17 protein-coding genes are annotated in these 18,039 nt (G+C 66.7%); 15 read left to right on the top strand and 2 right to left on the bottom strand.

What is annotated here, in order from left to right; genetic code table 11:
- Positions 1-8 precede the first annotated feature (8 nt).
- Together ASD75_RS08645 and ASD75_RS08650 are read right to left on the bottom strand one after the other, a co-directional pair.
- Entirely contained in the window at positions 9-1,178 is a 1,170-nt protein-coding gene (locus tag ASD75_RS08645; protein WP_056744777.1) for an efflux RND transporter periplasmic adaptor subunit, read from the bottom strand.
- A gap of 2 nt (positions 1,179-1,180) precedes the next feature.
- Positions 1,181-1,927, bottom strand: a complete 747-nt coding sequence (locus ASD75_RS08650) for a TetR/AcrR family transcriptional regulator (RefSeq protein ID WP_056744779.1) — start codon at positions 1,925-1,927, stop codon at positions 1,181-1,183.
- 241 nt (positions 1,928-2,168) lie between these two features.
- Between ASD75_RS08650 and ASD75_RS08655 the strand changes: the two genes are divergently transcribed.
- The 15 genes from ASD75_RS08655 (at position 2,169) to msrA (ending at position 17,830) form a co-directional block, all read left to right on the top strand.
- The gene (locus ASD75_RS08655; protein WP_200947572.1) at positions 2,169-2,981 is read left to right on the top strand and encodes a GntR family transcriptional regulator; all 813 of its coding nucleotides are present in this window, start codon (positions 2,169-2,171) and stop codon (positions 2,979-2,981) included.
- Between the two features lie 47 nt (positions 2,982-3,028).
- Positions 3,029-4,231 carry an ABC transporter substrate-binding protein gene (locus ASD75_RS08660; protein ID WP_056744782.1) on the top strand — a complete coding sequence of 401 codons (1,203 nt, stop codon included), beginning with the start codon at positions 3,029-3,031 and terminating at the stop codon, positions 4,229-4,231.
- A 96-nt stretch (positions 4,232-4,327) separates the two neighbouring features.
- Positions 4,328-5,200: a branched-chain amino acid ABC transporter permease gene (locus ASD75_RS08665; RefSeq protein WP_056062878.1), complete on the top strand. Its 873-nt coding sequence runs from the start codon at positions 4,328-4,330 to the stop codon at positions 5,198-5,200.
- Entirely contained in the window at positions 5,197-6,168 is a 972-nt protein-coding gene (locus ASD75_RS08670) for a branched-chain amino acid ABC transporter permease (protein WP_056744784.1), read from the top strand. The genes ASD75_RS08665 and ASD75_RS08670 overlap by 4 nt, the downstream gene beginning before the upstream one ends.
- Positions 6,158-6,919, top strand: coding sequence for an ABC transporter ATP-binding protein (locus tag ASD75_RS08675; protein WP_056744787.1), 762 nt, complete (start codon positions 6,158-6,160; stop codon positions 6,917-6,919). Before ASD75_RS08670 ends, ASD75_RS08675 begins: the two co-directional genes overlap by 11 nt.
- Entirely contained in the window at positions 6,916-7,653 is a 738-nt protein-coding gene (locus tag ASD75_RS08680) for an ABC transporter ATP-binding protein (protein WP_056744789.1), read from the top strand. Before ASD75_RS08675 ends, ASD75_RS08680 begins: the two co-directional genes overlap by 4 nt.
- Before the next feature lie 132 nt (positions 7,654-7,785).
- On the top strand, positions 7,786-8,700 hold the full coding sequence (locus ASD75_RS08685; protein ID WP_116750399.1) for a tripartite tricarboxylate transporter substrate binding protein: 915 nt from the start codon (positions 7,786-7,788) through the stop codon (positions 8,698-8,700).
- Positions 8,697-9,986, top strand: a complete 1,290-nt coding sequence (locus ASD75_RS08690; RefSeq protein WP_056744791.1) for a 3-isopropylmalate dehydratase large subunit — start codon at positions 8,697-8,699, stop codon at positions 9,984-9,986. The genes ASD75_RS08685 and ASD75_RS08690 overlap by 4 nt, the downstream gene beginning before the upstream one ends.
- Entirely contained in the window at positions 9,983-10,492 is a 510-nt protein-coding gene (locus ASD75_RS08695; RefSeq protein WP_056744793.1) for a 3-isopropylmalate dehydratase, read from the top strand. Before ASD75_RS08690 ends, ASD75_RS08695 begins: the two co-directional genes overlap by 4 nt.
- Entirely contained in the window at positions 10,485-12,191 is a 1,707-nt protein-coding gene (locus tag ASD75_RS08700; protein ID WP_056744794.1) for a hydantoinase B/oxoprolinase family protein, read from the top strand. Before ASD75_RS08695 ends, ASD75_RS08700 begins: the two co-directional genes overlap by 8 nt.
- Positions 12,188-14,260, top strand: coding sequence for a hydantoinase/oxoprolinase family protein (locus tag ASD75_RS08705; protein ID WP_056744796.1), 2,073 nt, complete (start codon positions 12,188-12,190; stop codon positions 14,258-14,260). The genes ASD75_RS08700 and ASD75_RS08705 overlap by 4 nt, the downstream gene beginning before the upstream one ends.
- The gene (locus tag ASD75_RS08710) at positions 14,257-14,892 is read left to right on the top strand and encodes a cysteine hydrolase family protein (protein ID WP_056744798.1); all 636 of its coding nucleotides are present in this window, start codon (positions 14,257-14,259) and stop codon (positions 14,890-14,892) included. The genes ASD75_RS08705 and ASD75_RS08710 overlap by 4 nt, the downstream gene beginning before the upstream one ends.
- Positions 14,893-14,900: 8 nt before the next feature.
- Positions 14,901-16,313 carry an FAD-dependent oxidoreductase gene (locus tag ASD75_RS08715; protein ID WP_056744799.1) on the top strand — a complete coding sequence of 471 codons (1,413 nt, stop codon included), beginning with the start codon at positions 14,901-14,903 and terminating at the stop codon, positions 16,311-16,313.
- A gap of 4 nt (positions 16,314-16,317) precedes the next feature.
- Entirely contained in the window at positions 16,318-17,181 is an 864-nt protein-coding gene (locus tag ASD75_RS08720; RefSeq protein ID WP_056744801.1) for an oxaloacetate decarboxylase, read from the top strand.
- Between the two features lie 106 nt (positions 17,182-17,287).
- Complete coding sequence (gene msrA, locus ASD75_RS08725) at positions 17,288-17,830, top strand: peptide-methionine (S)-S-oxide reductase MsrA (RefSeq protein WP_156400979.1); 543 nt, start codon at positions 17,288-17,290, stop codon at positions 17,828-17,830.
- Positions 17,831-18,039: the final 209 nt, after the last annotated feature.

The raw sequence follows: 18,039 nt of genomic DNA on the forward strand, positions 1-18,039 counted from the left end.
TCAGCTGGTCAGGGCGCAGTGCGCGAGGCGGGAGCGGCTTGCGGCGCAGCAGTTGCCGCCGCCACGGGCGTGCCCTCGCGCAGCGAACCCATGCGGCCTGCAATGACCGTCGTGCCCACGGGTACGCCGTCCACCGCGACCAGGGTCTGCCCATTGACCACGGCGCGCGCGCCCGTCTGTACCGGCGCATAGGCCACGCGGCCCTCCTTGATCGTCTGGAGGTAGGGTGCCGGTTTGTCGGTGCGCACGGCATCCAATGGAACGGTCAGTACCTGCGCACTGCCCGTGGCCAGAAGGCCTTGCACAAACAGGCCCTGGCGCAGGCTGGCGTTGTGGGGTGCCTGGTCCACCCGCAAATAGACTGGCACGGTGCGGCTGCCCGCCTGGGCGCTGGGGTTGATGCGCACGACGGTGGCTTGTACCGGCGCCGAGGCACCTTCGACCGTGAGCTGGGCCTTCTGACCCACACGCACGCCGACGGAGTCAGCCGGGGTGAGCAGGGCTTCGAGTTCCAGGCGGGAGAGGTCCACCACTTCGATGATGCGGGCGTCGATGGGCACCCGCTCTCCCGGCTGGGCCAGCCGCTGCGCCACCAGGCCGCTGATGGGGCTTTTGAGGACAGTGTCTTCCAGCGCCTTGCGGGCGACATCGGCGGCCGATACGGCGGCCTGGTAGCTGGACTGGGCCGCTTCCAGGCTGGCCTGCGAGGTGACCAGCGCCGTGGCAGAGATAAAGCCCTGGTCTACCAGTGCACGGTTGTTGTTGTACTGCCGCTGGTTGATGTCCACCTGCGATTTGGCTGCATCGGCCTGCTGCTGGGCCTGGCGCAGGCGTGCACGGGCTTCGGTCGGGTCGATGCGTGCCACTTCCTGTCCCGCCTTGACGCTGTCGCCCTCGCGCAAAGTCAGGCCCAGCAGCTCGCCGGCCACGCGTGCCTTGACCATGGCCGAGTCCACGGCACGCAACGATCCTGATACCGGTACCCCCAGCGAGAGTTGGGACGATTGCACGGTGATCACTTCGTCGGCCGCCAGCTGCAGCGGTGCCTCGGCCCGTTGTGTGGACGCCTCGGCCAAAGCCTTCTGCTGCGCCTGCCGCGCCGCCATGGCACGCCAGACACCGCCACCGAGCAGCACGACAACGACGGCCGCAGCCATCCAGGGAATCCAGCGTTTCATGGTCAGGGTGTGCGCGAGCGCGTGAAAGAAGGGGGAGGGGACGGCTTGTCAGACGGCGATATGCCTGCCGCGCCGGAAGCTGCAGGCGCCTCCGGGCGCACACACAGGCCGTGCAGGATGTTGTCGATCTGCGTCTCGATGTATTGCTCAGGTGTCAGCTCCTGGGCATCAGGCACGCAGGCGCCCACTGAGTGCTTCCACATCATGAGGAAGATCATGGGGGCCAGCACCAGGTACACGGCGTAGTCGAGGTTCACGGGGCGGAATTCGCCCCGCGCAATGCCACGCTCCAGGATGCGGCGAATCAGCGCCTGGCCGGGCAGGATGACTTCGTGCTGGTAGAACTGCGCAATCTCGGGGAAGTTCTGCGCCTCGCTGAGCATGAGCTTGGTAATGCCTGAGGCCTTGGTGCACCCGATGCGTTCCCACCAGACCTGGTAGCAATAGCGCAGGACCTCGCTGGTGGTTCCCACAAAGGTCTCCAGCTCGCTGTTCCACTCGGCAAAGCGGCCGGCGATGTTTTCGCGCACCACCGCCTTGAAGAGCTCTTCCTTGCTGGGGAAGTACAGAAACAGCGTGCCCTTGGATACCCCGGCGCGCGCCGCCACCTCATCCACCCGTGTGGCGGCAAACCCCTTCTCGACAAACAGGTCGAGCGCAGCCTCCAGCAGCTCTCCCGGGCGGGCTTCCTTGCGGCGCTCGCGTTTGGTGCTGGTCGTGGCAGAGGAGTGTGGAGGGGGAGTGGTCAAACCGGCTATTTTTAATGACTGACTGGTTAGTAATGTAGCCAGTGCCTGTGGGCGAGTCAATGCGGCCTTGTCACATGCCGCCAAAAAGCGCGCCGTTTCGCATTGCTGCGGTGCACATCTCTCCTTGCTGGCACGGTGGTTGCGTGCGCTCGGTGCAGTGCACCGGTGCCGCAAATGTCTGCAGCAAGACAAATTTCGCTCCTAAATGTCTTATTGACAGGACATTAGAACTATTCCTAATATGACCTCCATGCCGTCCAACAATCTGCCGCTCCCCAAGTACCACCAAATCTATCTGGTGCTGCGCGAGCAGTTGCAAGAGGGGCGGTTTGCCGATGGTCTGCCGGGCGAACTGGTGCTGATGCGGCAGTTCGCGGTGGCGCGTGTCACGGTGCGCCGCGCGCTGGAGCTGCTGGAAGGCGAGGGCATGATCTCCCGCGAGCCCGGCCGGGGCACCCGCCCTGTGCCACCCGCCCCAGCCACCGCCAACGGCGCGGGCGGCGAGGGCGAGAGCAGCCGTGCGCATCTCACGGGTCTGCTGGAGAACCTGGTCAGCATGGGCCTGCGCACCTCCGTCAAGGTGCTGGATGTGGATACGGTCACAGCATCGCGTGCCGTGGCCGGTGCACTGAATATTGCAGTGGGCGACGCCGTGCAAAAGGCGGTCCGGGTGCGGAGCACCAAAGAGGGGCCGCTGTCGCACATCACCACCTATGTGCCCGCCGACATTGCCCGCCAGTTCGGACGGCGCGAGCTGGCGCGCAAGCCCATCCTGGTGCTGCTCGAAGAGTCGGGCGTCAAGGTGGGCCGCGCGCACCAGACCATCTCGGCCAAGCTGGCTGACGCTGTCGTGGCCCGGCACCTGGATGTCTCGGTGGGCTCGGCACTGCTGGCTGTGCGCCGTCTCATCTATGACGACCAGGAGCGCCCTGTGCAGTGGCTGCACGGCCTCTACCGGCCGGACCGCTACGAATACGAAATGCAGCTGTCCCGTGTGGGCAGCATCGACGCCAAGGTCTGGGTCAGCAAAGAGCTGTCGGCCCAGTTCCACTGAATCCGTTCCTCCAACCTCAACCCGACCCACCTGCCAGGAGAATGCCCATGAATACTCGCCGCCATTTCATGTCCCAGTCGGCTGCCGCCGCGTCGGCGCTGGCCTTCCCACTGGTGGGCGGGGCGCAGGCCAAGTCCGTCAAGGTGGGGGTGCTGCACCCGGTGACCGGCGCACTGGCCTATTCGGGCCAGCAATGCCGCGAAGGCGCGATGATGGCCATTGAAGACATCAACAAGGCTGGTGGCATCAAGGCTCTGGGCGGCGCCAAGCTCGAAGCCCTGCTGGGCGATGCGCAGTCACAGCCTCAGGCCGGTGCCGCCGAGGTAGAGAAGATGAATGAAGCGGGCGTGTCGGCCGTGGTGGGGGCTTTTGCCTCGGCCATCTGCCTGGCCACTACGCAGGCCGCCGCCAAGTACAACCTGCCGCACATCGTGGATGTGGGCGTGGCCGACCAGATTGTGGAGCGCGGCCTCAAGAACACCTTCCGCTTTGGCCCCGGCTACAAGAAATGCGCCGAGACCGCCGTGGCCAACCTGCATGTGCTGAACACGGCGGCAGGCAAGCCCGCCAAAACAGTGATGATCATCCATGAAGAATCGCTGTTTGGCACCGGCACTGCGCAGCTGCTGGCGCGGGAGCTGCCCGGATACGGCTACGAGGTCAAGGAAGTCGTCAAGCACGCCAACCCCACGCGCGACTTCAACAACATCGTGCTGCGCATGAAGGCGATCAACCCCGACATCGTCATCCCCGCCAACTATTACAACGAGTACGCGCTGCTGGTGCGCACCATGCAGCAACAAAAGGTCACGCCCAAGGCCATCTACTCGGTGCTGGGCGGCGCCGCGTCGAGCTACAAGTTCGTCAAGGAGTTTCCGGACGCTGCCAACGGCATCATCGACTGCAACCACTGGTTCAATCCCAAGGACAAGCGCGCGCAGGACCTGAAGAAGCGGGTCGAGGCCAAGGGCCTGTTCTTCAGCTACGAGCTGTTCATGACCTACACCTCGATGTGGCTGCTGGCCGATGCGCTGGAGCGCGCCAAGTCAATGGACCGTGCCGCCCTCATCGACGCACTGGAAAAGAGCACCTTTGCCGATCACATCATGCCGTACGGCCCGACCAAATTCGTCAATGGACAGAACCAGGGTGCCCAGCCGCTCATGACCCAGGTGCTGAACAAGGACATCAAGGTCATCATCCCGCGTGACTACCGCGAAGCGGACCCGCTCTTCCCGCTGAAGGCCTGACACCCACCACTTTTCGGCCCTGAATGCAGGGGCTGCGGGGCGCTCCCACGCGGAGCGCCAGGCCGCGCCTTTGCCTGAACGCCGGACTCCACACCCATGTTCGAGCTCAGCATCCTCTTTCCCTCCCTCCTGAACGGCCTGACGACGGGCGCGGTCTATGCCCTGATTGCGCTCGGGCTCACGCTGATCTACGGCGTGCTGCACATCATCAACTTCGCGCATGGCGCGTCGCTGATGTTGGCGCTGTACGCCGTGTACCTGCTCAAGCAGCACTTCGGGCTCGACCCCTACCTGGCGCTGCCCATCCTGGTGCCTGGCATGTTCGCCCTGGGCTATGGCCTGCAGCGCCTCGTGATCAACCGCGCCAGCCACGGCAAGGACGAGAACATCCTGCTGGTCACGCTGGGCATCTCCATCGTGATGGAGAACCTCGCCCTGCTGTTCTTCAAGTCCGACACGCGCACCATCGAAACGGCCTACACGCTGACCACCGTGGCAGTAGGCCCCGCCATGATTGCGCTCCCGAAGCTGGTGGCCTTTGCCGGGGCGCTGGTGGTGTCGGGTGTGTTGCTCTGGATCGTCGGCAAGACGGACCTGGGCCGCGCGATCCGTGCCGTGGCCAAGGAAAAGCATGGCGCCAAGCTCATGGGCATCAACGTGGACCATGTGTACGCGATGAGCTTTGGCATCGGCCTGGCTTGCCTGGGGGCGGCCGCGTGTTTTCTGCTGCCGGCCTACTACGTGAATCCGCAGGTGGGCAGCGGCTTTGTGCTGGTGGCTTTCACCATCGTGGTGTTGGGCGGCATGGGCAGCTTTAGTGGCGCGCTGGTGGGAGGGCTGCTGATTGGGGTGGTGGAGTCGCTGGGCGGCCTGTATCTGGGCGAATCGCTGGGGCAGATCGGCATCTTTGCCATCTTCATCGCGGTGTTGCTGTTCCGCCCGCAGGGCTTGTTTGGAGCCAAGGCATGAAGCAACTCTGGACCATTGGAGTGTTCGCGGCCATCGTGGCGGCCGTGACGGGCGTATCGGACTCGGGCGTGCTGCTCAACTTCGTGATGATGGCGCTCTACGCTGCCTTGCTGGCCCAGGCCTGGAACATTCTGGGCGGCTTTGGCGGGCAGTTCTCGTTTGGCCATGCACTGTTCTTTGGCACGGGGGCGTACATCCAGGCCATTGCGCAGATGCAAGGCGGCATCAACCCCTGGGTGGCTTTGCCCATGGCCGTGGCGGGCAGTGCGCTGGTGGGGTTGTTTGTGGGCGGGCTGTCGTTCCGCTACGGGCTCAAGGGTTCGTACTTTGCGCTGGTCACGCTGGCCTTTGCCGAGGTGTTCCGCATCCTGGCGCTGTCGGTGCCGTTCACCGGGGCGGGTGTGGGCCTGATGCTGCCGCTCAAGGAGTCGCTGGGCAACATGCAGTTCGGATCGCGCAAGGGCTATGTGTTTCTCATCCTGGCGCTGGTCACGCTGGCGCTGCTGGTGAGCTGGTGGCTCAAGAACTCGCGCTTTGGCGCCTGGTTGCAGGCCGTGCGCGACAACGAAGACGCGGCGCGCGCCATTGGCGTGAATCCTTTCAACGTGAAGATGGGCGCCATCGCACTGTCGGGCGGTTTCATGGGCGCAGCCGGTGCGTTTTATGTGCAGGTGTTCCAGTACATCGACCCGGGCATTGCCTACGGCTCCGTCACGTCGGTGGAAGCCCTGGTGGCCGCCATCGTGGGCGGCATCGGCACCGTTTGGGGGCCCGTGCTGGGCGCCCTGGTGCTGCACATCCTGGCCGACATCACGCGCAACCTGTTCGGGCAGCTGCCGGGCATCAACATGGTGATCTACGGCGTGGTGCTGGTGCTCATCGTGATGTTCCTGCCGCGTGGTATCGCAGGCATTGGGCAGTCGGTGGTGGCGGTGTGGAAACGTTCGGGAGGCCGCCATGGCCAATGACCTGTTGCAGCTCAGTGGCCTGAGCAAATCCTTCGGCGGCCTGAAAGCCGTGCAAAACGTGAGCCTGGCGGTGCCAGAAGGTTCGTTAACGGCGCTGATTGGCCCCAATGGCGCAGGCAAGACCACGCTGTTTGCCCTGATGTCGGGCTTTGTACGGCCCGACGCAGGCACGGTGCGCTTCGCAGGCCAGGACATCACCGCCCAGGCGCCCCATCTCAATGCCCGGCTGGGCATGACGCGCACCTTCCAGATCGTGCAGCCGTTTGCGGCACAAACCGTGCGTGAAAACATTGCCGTGGGCGCTCACCTGAAGGAGCCAAACCGCCGCGCGGCGCTGGCGCTGGCCAGCGACGTAGCGGCCCGCGTGGGCCTTTCGCCCCAGCTGGACAAGCCTGCAGCCGACCTCACAGTGGCGGGCCGCAAGCGGCTGGAGCTGGCGCGCGCGCTGGCGACACAACCGCGCCTGCTGCTGCTCGATGAAGTGCTGGCGGGCCTCAACCCCCAGGAGATTGCCGAGATGATTCCCGTGGTGCGCGGCATTGCCGATGGTGGCGTGACCGTGTTGATGATCGAGCACGTGATGCAGGCCGTGATGAACCTGGCCGAGCATGTGTGGGTGCTGGCGCAGGGCCAGTTGATTGCCGAGGGCAGCCCGGGCGTGGTGACGTCCGACGAGCGCGTGATCGAGGCCTACCTGGGCCACGGCACGGCGGCGCGCCTGCGTGCCGCTGCAGCGAAGGAGGCCGCATGAGCAGCGCCGTCCCATCGTCCGCATCCAGCCCCTTGCTCAGCGTGGCGGGCTTGCGCGGCGGCTACGGCCGCGTCGAGGTCCTGCGGGGCGTGGACCTTCAGGTCCAGCCTGGCGAGACCGTGGCCCTGCTGGGCAGCAACGGCGCGGGCAAATCCACCTTCAACAACGTCGTGTGTGGCATTTACAAGGCCTGGGACGGTACTGTCGCTTTTGGCGGTGCGGACCTGAGCGGCGCGCACTACACCGAGGTCGTCAAGGCCGGGCTGATCCAGGTACCCGAAGGGCGCAAAATTTTCCCGAACCTCAGCGTGCTCGAAAACCTCGCGCTGGGCAGCTTCACCCGCGCACGGGAGCGCCGGGCCGACAACATCGACAAGGTGTTTGCCACCTTTCCACGCCTGAAGGAGCGCACCACCCAGCTCGCGGGCACCATGAGCGGCGGCGAGCAGCAGATGCTGGCCATTGGCCGGGGCCTGATGGCCGAACCCCGCCTGCTGATCCTGGACGAGCCCTCGCTGGGCCTGTCGCCCCTGCTGGTCGAGGAGATGTTCGGCCTGATTCGCCAGCTGCGTGCCACCGGGCTGGCGGTGTTGCTGGTCGAGCAGAACGTGGGCCAGTCGCTGGAGATTGCGGACCGTGCCTACGTGATGGAAAACGGCAGCATCCGCTTTTCCGGCGCGCCCGACGAACTGCTGCGCAGCGACGACCTGCGTCGCGCCTATCTGGGCCTTTGAATCCCATGCTCCTCGCCCATGCCATCCCGTTTGACCAAGGCAGGGTGATGCCTGCGCTGTGACCGTAGAAGGAGACACCACACCATGATCCAACGCCGCAGAATCCTCCAAGCTTTTGCCCCTGTGCCGGCCATGCTGATGGGTGTGCGGGCCTTTGCCCAGTCCACACCCATCCGCATCCTGGTCGGCGCCCCGGCCGGCGGCTCCACCGACACCCTGGCGCGCACCCTGTCCATCGAAATGGGCCGCCTGCTGGGCCGCACCGTGATTGTCGAGAACCGGCCCGGTGCGGGCGGCAACATCGCGGCCGATGCGGTGGCCAAAGCCGCACCCGATGGCAACACGCTGCTCATGAGCTTCACCAGCCATGCCATCAACGCCAGCCTCTACCCGTCGCTGCCGTTCGACCCTGTCAAGGACTTCACCCCGCTGACCTGTGTGGCCACCTCGCCCTCGGTGCTGGTGGCCCACCCCTCGCTGCCTGCCAAAGATGTGCGTGAGCTGATCGCACTGGCCAAGGCCAAGCCTGGCAAGCTCAACTTTGCGATTGGCGCGGTGGGTTCATCGCTGCATCTGGCGGGCGATGCCTTCAAGATGCAGTCGGGCGCCTACATCGTCAACATTCCGTACCGGGGCACTGCGCCCGCGTTGCAGGATGTGCTGGCCGGGCAGGTCGACCTGATGTTCGCCGCCGTCGGCAATGCACAGGCGCAGATCCGCGCGGGCAAGCTCAAGGCGTTGGGCGTGACCAGTGCCAAGCGCCTGCCCGCCTTTCCGGATGTGCCTGCGATTGCCGAGGTGCTGCCGGGCTACGAATCCAGCGCCTGGTTTGGCCTGTTTGGCCCGGGGCAGATGAACCCCGAGCTGGCCAAGCGCCTGAGCGATGCCGCACGCCAGGCCATTGCTACCCCCGACGTGAAAAAGCGCCTGGAGCTGGAGGGCGCCGTGCCCGTGGGCAACAGCCCGGACGAGTTTGCGCGTTTTGTGCAGGCCGAAATCCCGCGCTGGGCCAAGGTGGTGAAGTTTGCCGGAGCCAAACCCGAATGACCGCCACCCCTGATGTTGTGGCCAGCACCCTGGCCCAGAAGCTGGTGGCCCGCGCCAGCGGCCGCGCCAGCGTCACACCCGGTGAAATCGTGAACTGCCGGGTGGATCTGGCCATGTTCCACGACTCGTCCGGCCCCCGGCGCCTCAAGCCCATGCTCGACGAACTGGGCGCGCAGATCTGGGACAAATCGCGCGTGGTCCTTGTCATGGACCACTACCTGCCCGAGCGCGACGAAGAATCCCGCCGCATCGTGCGCATCGCCCGCGACTGGGCGCGCGAGCAGGCTTTGCCCCATGTGTATGACGGCCAGGGCATCTGCCATGTGGTGGTGCCCCAGCACGGCCACATCCGGCCCGGCATGTTCTGCGTGGGCGGCGACTCGCATTCGCCCACAGGCGGTGCCTTTGGTGCCTACATGTTTGGCATCGGCAGCACCGAAATGCTGGGCGTGGTGGTGACCGGCGAAATCTGGCTGCGCGTGCCCCACACCTTGCAGATGCATTGGAGCGGACAGCTGGCCCCCGGTGTGACCGCCAAGGACATGATGCTGCACATGATTGGCCGCTTTGGCATGAACGGCGGCCAGTACCAGGCCGTGGAGTTTGCCGGCCCCGCCGTGCAGGCGCTGGGCATGCAGGAGCGCATGACGCTCTCGAACATGAGCGCCGAGCTGGGCGCCCAGGCCGGTCTGATTGCCCCCGACGCCACCACACGCGAGTGGTTGCGGGCGGCGGGCGTGCCCGACGCAGACCTTCAGGGGCTGGATGCCTGGCGCACGGATGAAGGCGCAGCCCTCACGCGCCACACCTTCGACGCCACCACGCTCACGCCGCAGGTCGCCGCGCCCCACAGCCCGGCCAACGCCGCCCCCGTGGCGCAGCACGCAGGGCAGGGCATCGACGTGGCCTACATCGGCGCCTGCACGGGCGCCAAGCTGGACGACCTGCGCGCTGCCGCCTCGGTGCTGCGTGGCAAACGTGTGGCCAGTGGAGTGCGCCTGATGGTGGCCCCTGCCAGCCAGCAGGACCAGGCCGCTGCGCGCGAAGAGGGCGTTCTGCAGGTGCTGCAGGACGCGGGGGCCGAACTGTTCCCTACCACTTGCGGTGCCTGCGCAGGCTATGGCGACACGGTGGGCGATAACACCACCGTCATCTCCAGCACCGCCCGCAACTTCAAGGGCCGCATGGGCTCGGCCACCGCGCAGGTGTATCTGGCGTCGCCGTACACCGTGGCGGCATCGGCCGTGCGCGGTTGCATCACCGACCCCCGCGAGGTACTGGTATGAAAAACACCCACAGGGTCTGGAAACTGGGCGCTGACATCGACACCGATGTACTCGCCCCCGGGCATGCCATGAAGCACGGCCTGGACGTGCTGGCGCGCCACTGCCTCGAATCGGTGCGGCCCGACTTCGTGGGCGGCGTGCGCAAGGGCGACGTGATCGTGGCCGGGCCCAACTTCGGCATTGGCTCCTCGCGCGAGCAGGCGGCCGCCGTGCTGGTGCGGCTGGGCATTGTGGCGGTCGTCGCACCTTCGTTCAGCGGCCTGTATTTTCGCAACGCCTTCAACCTGGGCCTGCTGCTGCTGACGTGCGCCGAGGCCGATGCACTGGGTGCGCTGGGTGACGGCGATGCCGTCACGCTCGACTGGCAAGCGCCCGCTGTCATCCCCCCCCAGGGCCGCGCGCTGGCCTGCGACCCGATTCCCCCGTTTCTCATGGACATGGTGCGCGCTGGCGGTCTGCTGAACCAGCTGCGCACCCGCTTCGGCAAGGAGGCCCTCAATGGCTGAACACACCACCACCACCGCACCGCCCGCTATGGACCCCGTCACCCTGGCCGTCTTGCGCGGCCGCCTGGAGCAGATCGCGGACGAGATGGACGCCACGCTGTACCGCAGCGCGTTCAACCCCATCATCGCCGAGGCGCACGATGCCTGCCACGGCCTGTACGACGCCGTCAGTGGCGACACGCTGGTGCAGGGCAAATCGGGCCTGCCGGTGTTTGTGGGGGCGATGGCTTTCGCCGTGCGCGCTGCCATGCGGGCAGCGGGCGAGCGCGGTGGCATCACGGCGGGCGACACCTGGCTGTTCAACGACCCCTACGAGGGTGGCACACACGCCAACGACTTCAAGCTGGTGCGGCCCTTCTTTCGCGGTGGCAAGCTGTACTGCTTTCTGGCATCGGCCGCGCACTGGCACGATGTGGGCGGCAACGTGCCCGGCAACTACAACCCGGCCGCCACCGAATGCTGGCAGGAGGCCGTGCAGATCCCGCCCGTGCGCATCGTGCGCGGCGGCGTGTTCGACGACGACGTGCTCGCCATCCTCAAGGCCAACACCCGCCTGCCCGACAGCCTGTGGGGCGACCTGAACGGTCAGCTGGCCGCGCTGGACCTGGGCGAGCGGCGCCTGCACGACCTGCTGGACCAATACGGTGACGCCCTGGTGCAACAGGCCATGGGCGAGCTGCGCACGCGCGCCGTCAAGCTCATGCAATCGCACATCGCGGCGCTGCCCGACGGGCGCTATAGCTTCAGCGACATCCTGGACAACGACGGCGTCAAGGACGAGCCGCTGACCATCGCCCTCGACATGACGGTGCAGGGCGAGCGCCTCACGCTCGACTTCTCGCGCACCTCGCCGCAGTGCGCGGGGCCGGTCAATATCTCGCGCGCCACGGCGATTGCGGCGTGCTACGTGGCGCTCAAGCATCTTTTCCCTGATGTGCCTGCCAATGCCGGTGTGCTGGACGCGGTGGACTTTGTATTGCCCGAGGGGCTGGTCATCAGCGCCGCACGGCCACGCCCGGTGGGTGGCTACACCGAGACCATCCTGCGCATGATCGACGTGATCTTCAGCGCCACAGCGCAGGCCGACCCCAAGCGCGCCATGGCCCAGGCCTACGGCACGATCAACGCGCTGTCCATCGCCGGGCTGCGCACCGACGCCGCGCGCAAGGGCCAGCGCTGGGTCATGTTCAGCTTTTTTGGCGGCGGCCACGGCGGGCACAGCGATGGCGATGGCCTGAGCCATGGCAACGCGCCGATTTCCACCGCCACCATCCCGCCGCTCGAAATTCTGGAGGCTGCGTACCCCGTGCGCTTCACGCAATGGGCGCTGCGCCCCGATTCGGGCGGCGATGGTGAGCACCGGGGCGGCCTGGGTGCGATCTATGAAATCGAGCTGCTGGAGCAGGACGCCGAGGTGTTCATCTTTGGCGAGCGCGGCAAGGCCGCACCCCAGGGCATTTCGGGCGGTGGAGCTGGTTCCATGAACGTCTTCAGCTATGAAAACAATAGTGAATGGAAGCAGCCACCCATGCGCTCCAAGATGATCGGCATCCGCCTCAAGCAGGGCGAGCGCGTGCGGCTGGAAACCCCCGGTGGCGGTGGCTACGGTGTACCGGCCGCACGGGCCGCAGCAGCGCGTGATAAGGATTTGGCGATGGGCTACGTCACTGCCCCCGCCACAGCGAAAGGCAAGGCATGAGCAGCGGCAAGGTTTCGGATCAGGCTTCGTATGTGGTGGGTGTGGACGTGGGCGGCACGTTCACCGACCTGTTTGTACTGGACGAGCGCGATGGCAGCGCCCGCATCGTCAAGGTGCCCAGCACCCGGGGCGAGGAGGCGCGCGGTTTCATGAACGGCGTGGCGCGCGTGGCCGACTCGGCCGCGCAGATCGCCACCATCGTGCACGGCACCACCGTGGGTACCAATGCGCTGCTGGAGCGCAAGGTGGCACGCACCGGCATCATCACCACCCGCGGCTTTCGCGATGTGCTGGAGATGCGCCGCCGCGACCGGCCGCAGACCTGGGGCCTGCGCGGCAGCTTCGAGCCCATCGTGCCGCGCAACCTGCGCCTGGAGGTGGACGAGCGTGTGTTGGCCGATGGCACGGTGCACACGCCCGTGGACATCGAACAGGTCAAGGCCCAGGCGCGCGCGCTGCTGGAGGCAGGCTGCGAGGCCGTCTGCGTGTTCTTCATCAACACCTACGCCAACCCCACCAACGAGCAGGCCGCCGTGGCCGCCGTGCGCAGCGTGTGGCCCAACCCACATGTGACGGCCGCCAGCGAGGTGCTGCCCGAAATCCGCGAGTTCGAGCGCTGCTCCACCGCCACGCTCAACGCTGCCCTCCAGCCCGTGGTGGGCAGCTACCTGGAGCGGCTGGAGGGCGACCTGCGCACGCAGGGCTTTGGCGGCGAGCTGCTCATCGTGCAAAGCAACGGCGGCGTGATGTCGCGCCAGACGGCTTGCGATGTGCCCGTGCGCACCGCGCTCTCGGGCCCGGCGGCGGGCGTGATTGCCTGCGCGGCGATTGCGCGTGCGGCAGGTTTCCCCGATGTGATCACGGGCGACATGGGCGGCACCTCGTTCGACGTGTCGCTGGTGGCCAAGGGCGAGGCGGCGTTGGCCGCACAGACGGCCATTGAATTTGGCATGGTGGTGCGCTCGCCCATGATCCAGATTGAGACCATTGGCGCGGGTGGTGGCTCGATTGCCTCGGTGGACGCCAGCGGCATGCTGCAGGTGGGCCCCGAGTCGGCCGGTAGCATCCCCGGCCCGGCCTGCTATGGCCGGGGCAACACCCGGCCCACGGTCACCGATGCCAACGTGCTGCTGGGCCGTATCGCCGCCGACCGGCCCCTGGGCGGTGGCCTGCTGGCCGCCATGGACGCGCAAAAGTCGCGCGACGCCATCGAGACCCATGTGGCCCGACCCCTGGGCCTGGATGTGATGGCAGCCGCCGAAGCCATCCTCACGGTGGCCAACGCCAAGATGGCGGGCGCTGTGCGCGTGGTGTCCATCGAGCGCGGGCACGACCCGCGCCAGTTTGCCTACATGCCCTTTGGCGGCGGCGGCGCACTGCATGTGTGCGCCATGATGCGCGAGGTGGGCGTGGGCACGGGCATCGTGCCGCGCTACCCCGGCGTCACCTCCGCCCTGGGCTGTGTGATGGCTGACATGCGCCACGACGCGGTGCAGACGCTGAACAAACCCCTGGTCGACCTGGACGTGGCCGACCTGCGCCAGCGCGTGGCCACACTCGCAGCCACCTGCCAGCAGCGCCTGGATTCAGCGGGCGTGAAGTTTGTGGAAGTGCAGGAAATCATTGCGCTCGACATGCTCTACGCCGGGCAGACCCACACCGTGCAGGTGCCAGTAGCAGCCGACGCGCTGAGCCACGATGGCATCCGTGCCGCGTTCGAAACCGCCTACCGCGCCGCTTTTGGCCGTGTGCTTGACGGCATTGCCGTGCGGGTGATGAACCTGCGCTACGCCCGCGTGGGCGTGCGCCCCAAGTTCGACCTGACGGTGCTGGCACCGCAGACCACTACCGTGAACCCGTCGCTGGGCGTGCAGCGTGTGTTCCACGCTGGCCGCTGGTGGGACGCCGTGCGCCACGCACGGCTGGACCTGCCCGTTGGCACCCGCGTCGACGGCCCGGCCATCCTGGAGCAGCCCGACACCACGGTGTGGCTGGAGCCTAGCTTCAGCGCCACGGTGGACCCGCTGGGCAATCTGCTGGTGCGGGCCGACGGGGAGGGCGCAGCATGAGCCACGGCGCAACTAACCCGAGCATCAACCCGCACCACGCCGCGCTGGTCATCATCGACCTGCAAAACGACTTTTTGGCCCCGGACGGCGCCTACGCGCGCGGTGGCGCGGTGAGCGCAGCCGCCCAGGCCTTGCCACCCCGGGTGGCAGCGGTGGCCAAGGCACTCAAGGCGGCGGGCGGCATGGTGGTGGGCAGCCAGTTCACCCTGTGGCCTGACGCGCAAGGTGAGCCCATGGTGTCGCCGCACCTCAAGGCCTTGCGCCCGTTTCTACGGCGCGGCGACTTTGCGCCCGGCAGCACAGGCCAGGCGCATGTGGCCGAGATCGCACCGTGGGTGGATGTGTCGGTGTGCAAGGTGGCGTATTCGGCCTTCTTCAACACCCAGCTCGACTGGGTGCTGCGCCGCGCGGGCATCACCACCGTGGCGGTGTGCGGCATTGTCACCAACGGGGGCGTGGCCAGCACGGTGCGCGATGCGCACATGCGCGACTACCAAACCCTGGTGCTGTCCGACGGCTGCGCGGCCTTCAAGCAGGCAGTGCACGACACCTCGGTGGCCGACATGGCCAACGTGGCCCAGGTGCTGACCTGCGCCGACTTTGCTGCCGCTGTGGCCGCCCCTTCCGCATGAATGCGCCCATGAGCACACCCCGCATCTGCCATGCCGAGCACCTACCCGGCACCGTGGCGCAGGACGCGCATGTGCCGGCGCTCATCGTGGGCGGCGGTGCCTGTGGCCTCACGGCGGCGCTGATGCTGCACGACGCCGGTGTGGACTGCGCGGTGCTGGAGCGCGATGCCACCCCGCTGGGCTCTTCGGCCCTCTCATCCGGCTTTATCCCCGCGCCCGGCACGCAGGCGCAGCGCGCGGCGGGCATTGATGACAGCCCGGAGCGGTTTGCCGCCGACATCAGTGCCAAGGCCAAGGGCAGGGCAGCGCCCCATTTGGTGCAGGCCTATGCCCAGGCCATCGGCCCGGCGCTCGATGCACTGCAAGCGCGCCATGGCCTGCAGTGGCAGGTGCTCGATGGATTTTTGTACCCCGGCCACAGCGTGCGCCGCATGCACGCCACGCCCGAGAAAACCGGCGTGGGCCTGATGGGCCGCCTGGCCAACGCGGTGACGGCGGTCGACATCCCGCTGATCACCGAAGCCACCGTGCGCGAGCTGTGGGTCAATGCCCAGCAGCGCGTGATCGGCGTGGGCTACGAGCGGCCTGATGGCACCCTGGAGCACCTGGCCTGCGACGCACTCATCCTGGCCTGCAACGGCTTTGGCGGCAACCCGTCCATGGTGCGCGAGCTGCTGCCCGAGATGCGCGACGCCCTCTTCGCCGGCCACACAGGCAACGACGGTAGCGCCATCGCCTGGGGCCAGGCGCTGGGCGCACGGCTGGCAGACCTGGGCGGCTACCAGGGCCACGGCTCCTGGGCCATTCCGCAGGGCGCGCTGATCTCGTGGGCGCTGATGATGGAAGGCGGCATCCAGGTCAATGCGCTGGGCGAGCGCTTTCACGACGAGACGCAGGGCTACTCCGAGGCGTCGGTGCATGTGCTGGCGCAACCGGGCGGCGTGGCGTGGAATGTGTTCGATGCGCCCATCCTCGCATTGGCGCGCAGCTTTCCGGACTTTGTCGATGCCGAGGCCGCTGGTGCCGTCAAACACTGCGAGAGCGTGCAGGCGCTGGCAGCGGTTATCGGTTGTGACGAATCAAAATTGATAGCAACCCTGGCAAGTACCACTAGCGCTAGCGGCCAGAACGACCACAACAGACGTGTGTTTGCCCGCCCATTGCAGGCGCCGTTCTGCGCAGTCGAGGTCACCGGCGCGCTGTTCCATACCCAGGGCGGGCTGGACATCGACGCCCAGTGCCGCGTGCTGAGGCAGACCGGCCAGCCATTTCCCAATCTTTTGGCCGCAGGCGGCGCGGCCCGTGGCGTGTCGGGCGATGCGGTGTGGGGTTATCTCTCCGGCAACGGCCTGCTCAGCGCCGTGGCCGGTGGCTACATCGCTGCGAACACGGCGGCCGGGCTGAACCGTCAGAAAGTTTGAAGACATGACCCCTTCATCGTTCAAAGAACGCCTCCATGAACCCCGCGCCATCCTGGCCCCCGGCGTCTACGACGCCCTGAGCGCCCTGGTGGCCGAGCAGGCGGGCTTCGAGGCGCTGTACCTCTCAGGCGCATCGATTGCCTACACGCGCCTGGGCCGCTCCGACGTGGGCCTGACCACCTACACCGAGGTGGAAGACACCCTGGCACGCATCACCGAGCGCGTGCGCACGCCGGTCATCGTCGATGCCGACACCGGCTTTGGCAACGCACTCAACACCCAGCGCACCGTGCGCGGCTTTGAGCGTGCGGGCGCGGCCATGGTGCAGATCGAGGACCAGGGCTTTCCCAAGCGTTGCGGGCATCTGGACGGCAAGACGGTGGTGCCGGTGGGCGAAATGTGCGGCAAGCTCAAGGCCGCGCTGGACGCGCGCCGCAACGCCCACACGCTGATCCTGGCCCGCACCGACGCGCTGGCCGTCGAGGGCATCGACGCCGCCTTCAACCGCGCCGAGGCGTACCTGGAATGTGGTGTGGATGCGCTTTTCATCGAAGCCCTGCGTACTCCCGAGCAGATGGACGCGGCCTGCCAGCGCTTTGCCCACCGCATCCCGCTGCTGGCCAACATGGTCGAAGGCGGCAAGACACCGATCCAGAGCGCGGCCGAGCTGCAGCAGCGCGGCTTTCGCATCGTGATCTTTCCCGGCGGCACCGCCCGCGCCGTGGCGCACACGCTGCAGGGCTACTACGCCAGCCTGCACACGCACCAGACCACGGCGCCCTTCAAGGACCGGATGATGGACTTTGACGGCCTGAATGCGCTGATTGGCACGCCCGAGCTGATGGCGCAGGGTCGCCAGTACGAGTAGCCTGACCCGACGTGTGCCCGGCAAATCCCCTGCCCGGGCTGCGCCGGGCAATGCCGCGTACCATGCCGTGGATCTTTTCGTCTGACTTCACCGCATGGAGACCCACATGGCCCACAACCAACAAACCATCACCCTGGGCGGCGGCTGCTTCTGGTGCACCGAAGCCGTGTTCGACCGCGTGCGCGGCATCACCGATGTGGAAAGCGGCTACACCAACGGCCACACCATCAACCCCAGCTATGAGCAGATCTGCCAGGGCGGCACCGGCCACGCCGAGGTGGTGCGACTGACGTTCGATGCCGACGAGATCAGCCTGGAGGAGATCCTGGAAATCTTCTTCCACACCCACGACCCGACCACGCTCAACCGCCAGGGCAATGATGTGGGCACGCAGTACCGCAGCGGCATCTACTACGACAACCCCGAGCACGGCGAGATCGCCAACGCCATGATCCGCCAGATGTCGCAAGACAAGCTGTTTGGCGCACCCATCACCACCGAGGTGAAGCCGCTGCAGAACTACAGCACGGCCGAGGCCTACCACCAGGACTACTTTGCCAACCACCCCAATGCAGGGTACTGCGCGTTTGTGGTGGGGCCGAAGGTGGAGAAGTTCAGGAAGACGTTTGCGCGGTATTTGAAGGGCTGACGCTGACGCGCTAGCAGCTGCCAAAAGGGGCGGGGTCCGGATCTTGCGCTTTGGGTTCAATGCCTGGAGGGAGCAAATTCGTTCAGAGCGGGGCTACAGGCGGGCATAATGCAACCCGATTGCGTTATGCGCCGTTCATCCGCACCACCTATGTCTGCACCGCCTCTTCCACACGCACACGGCATCCAGCCCTGGTCCCTCCCAGCCGG

It is taken from the genome of Acidovorax sp. Root568 (assembly GCF_001427445.1).
GTDB lineage: Bacteria > Pseudomonadota > Gammaproteobacteria > Burkholderiales > Burkholderiaceae_C > Acidovorax > Acidovorax delafieldii.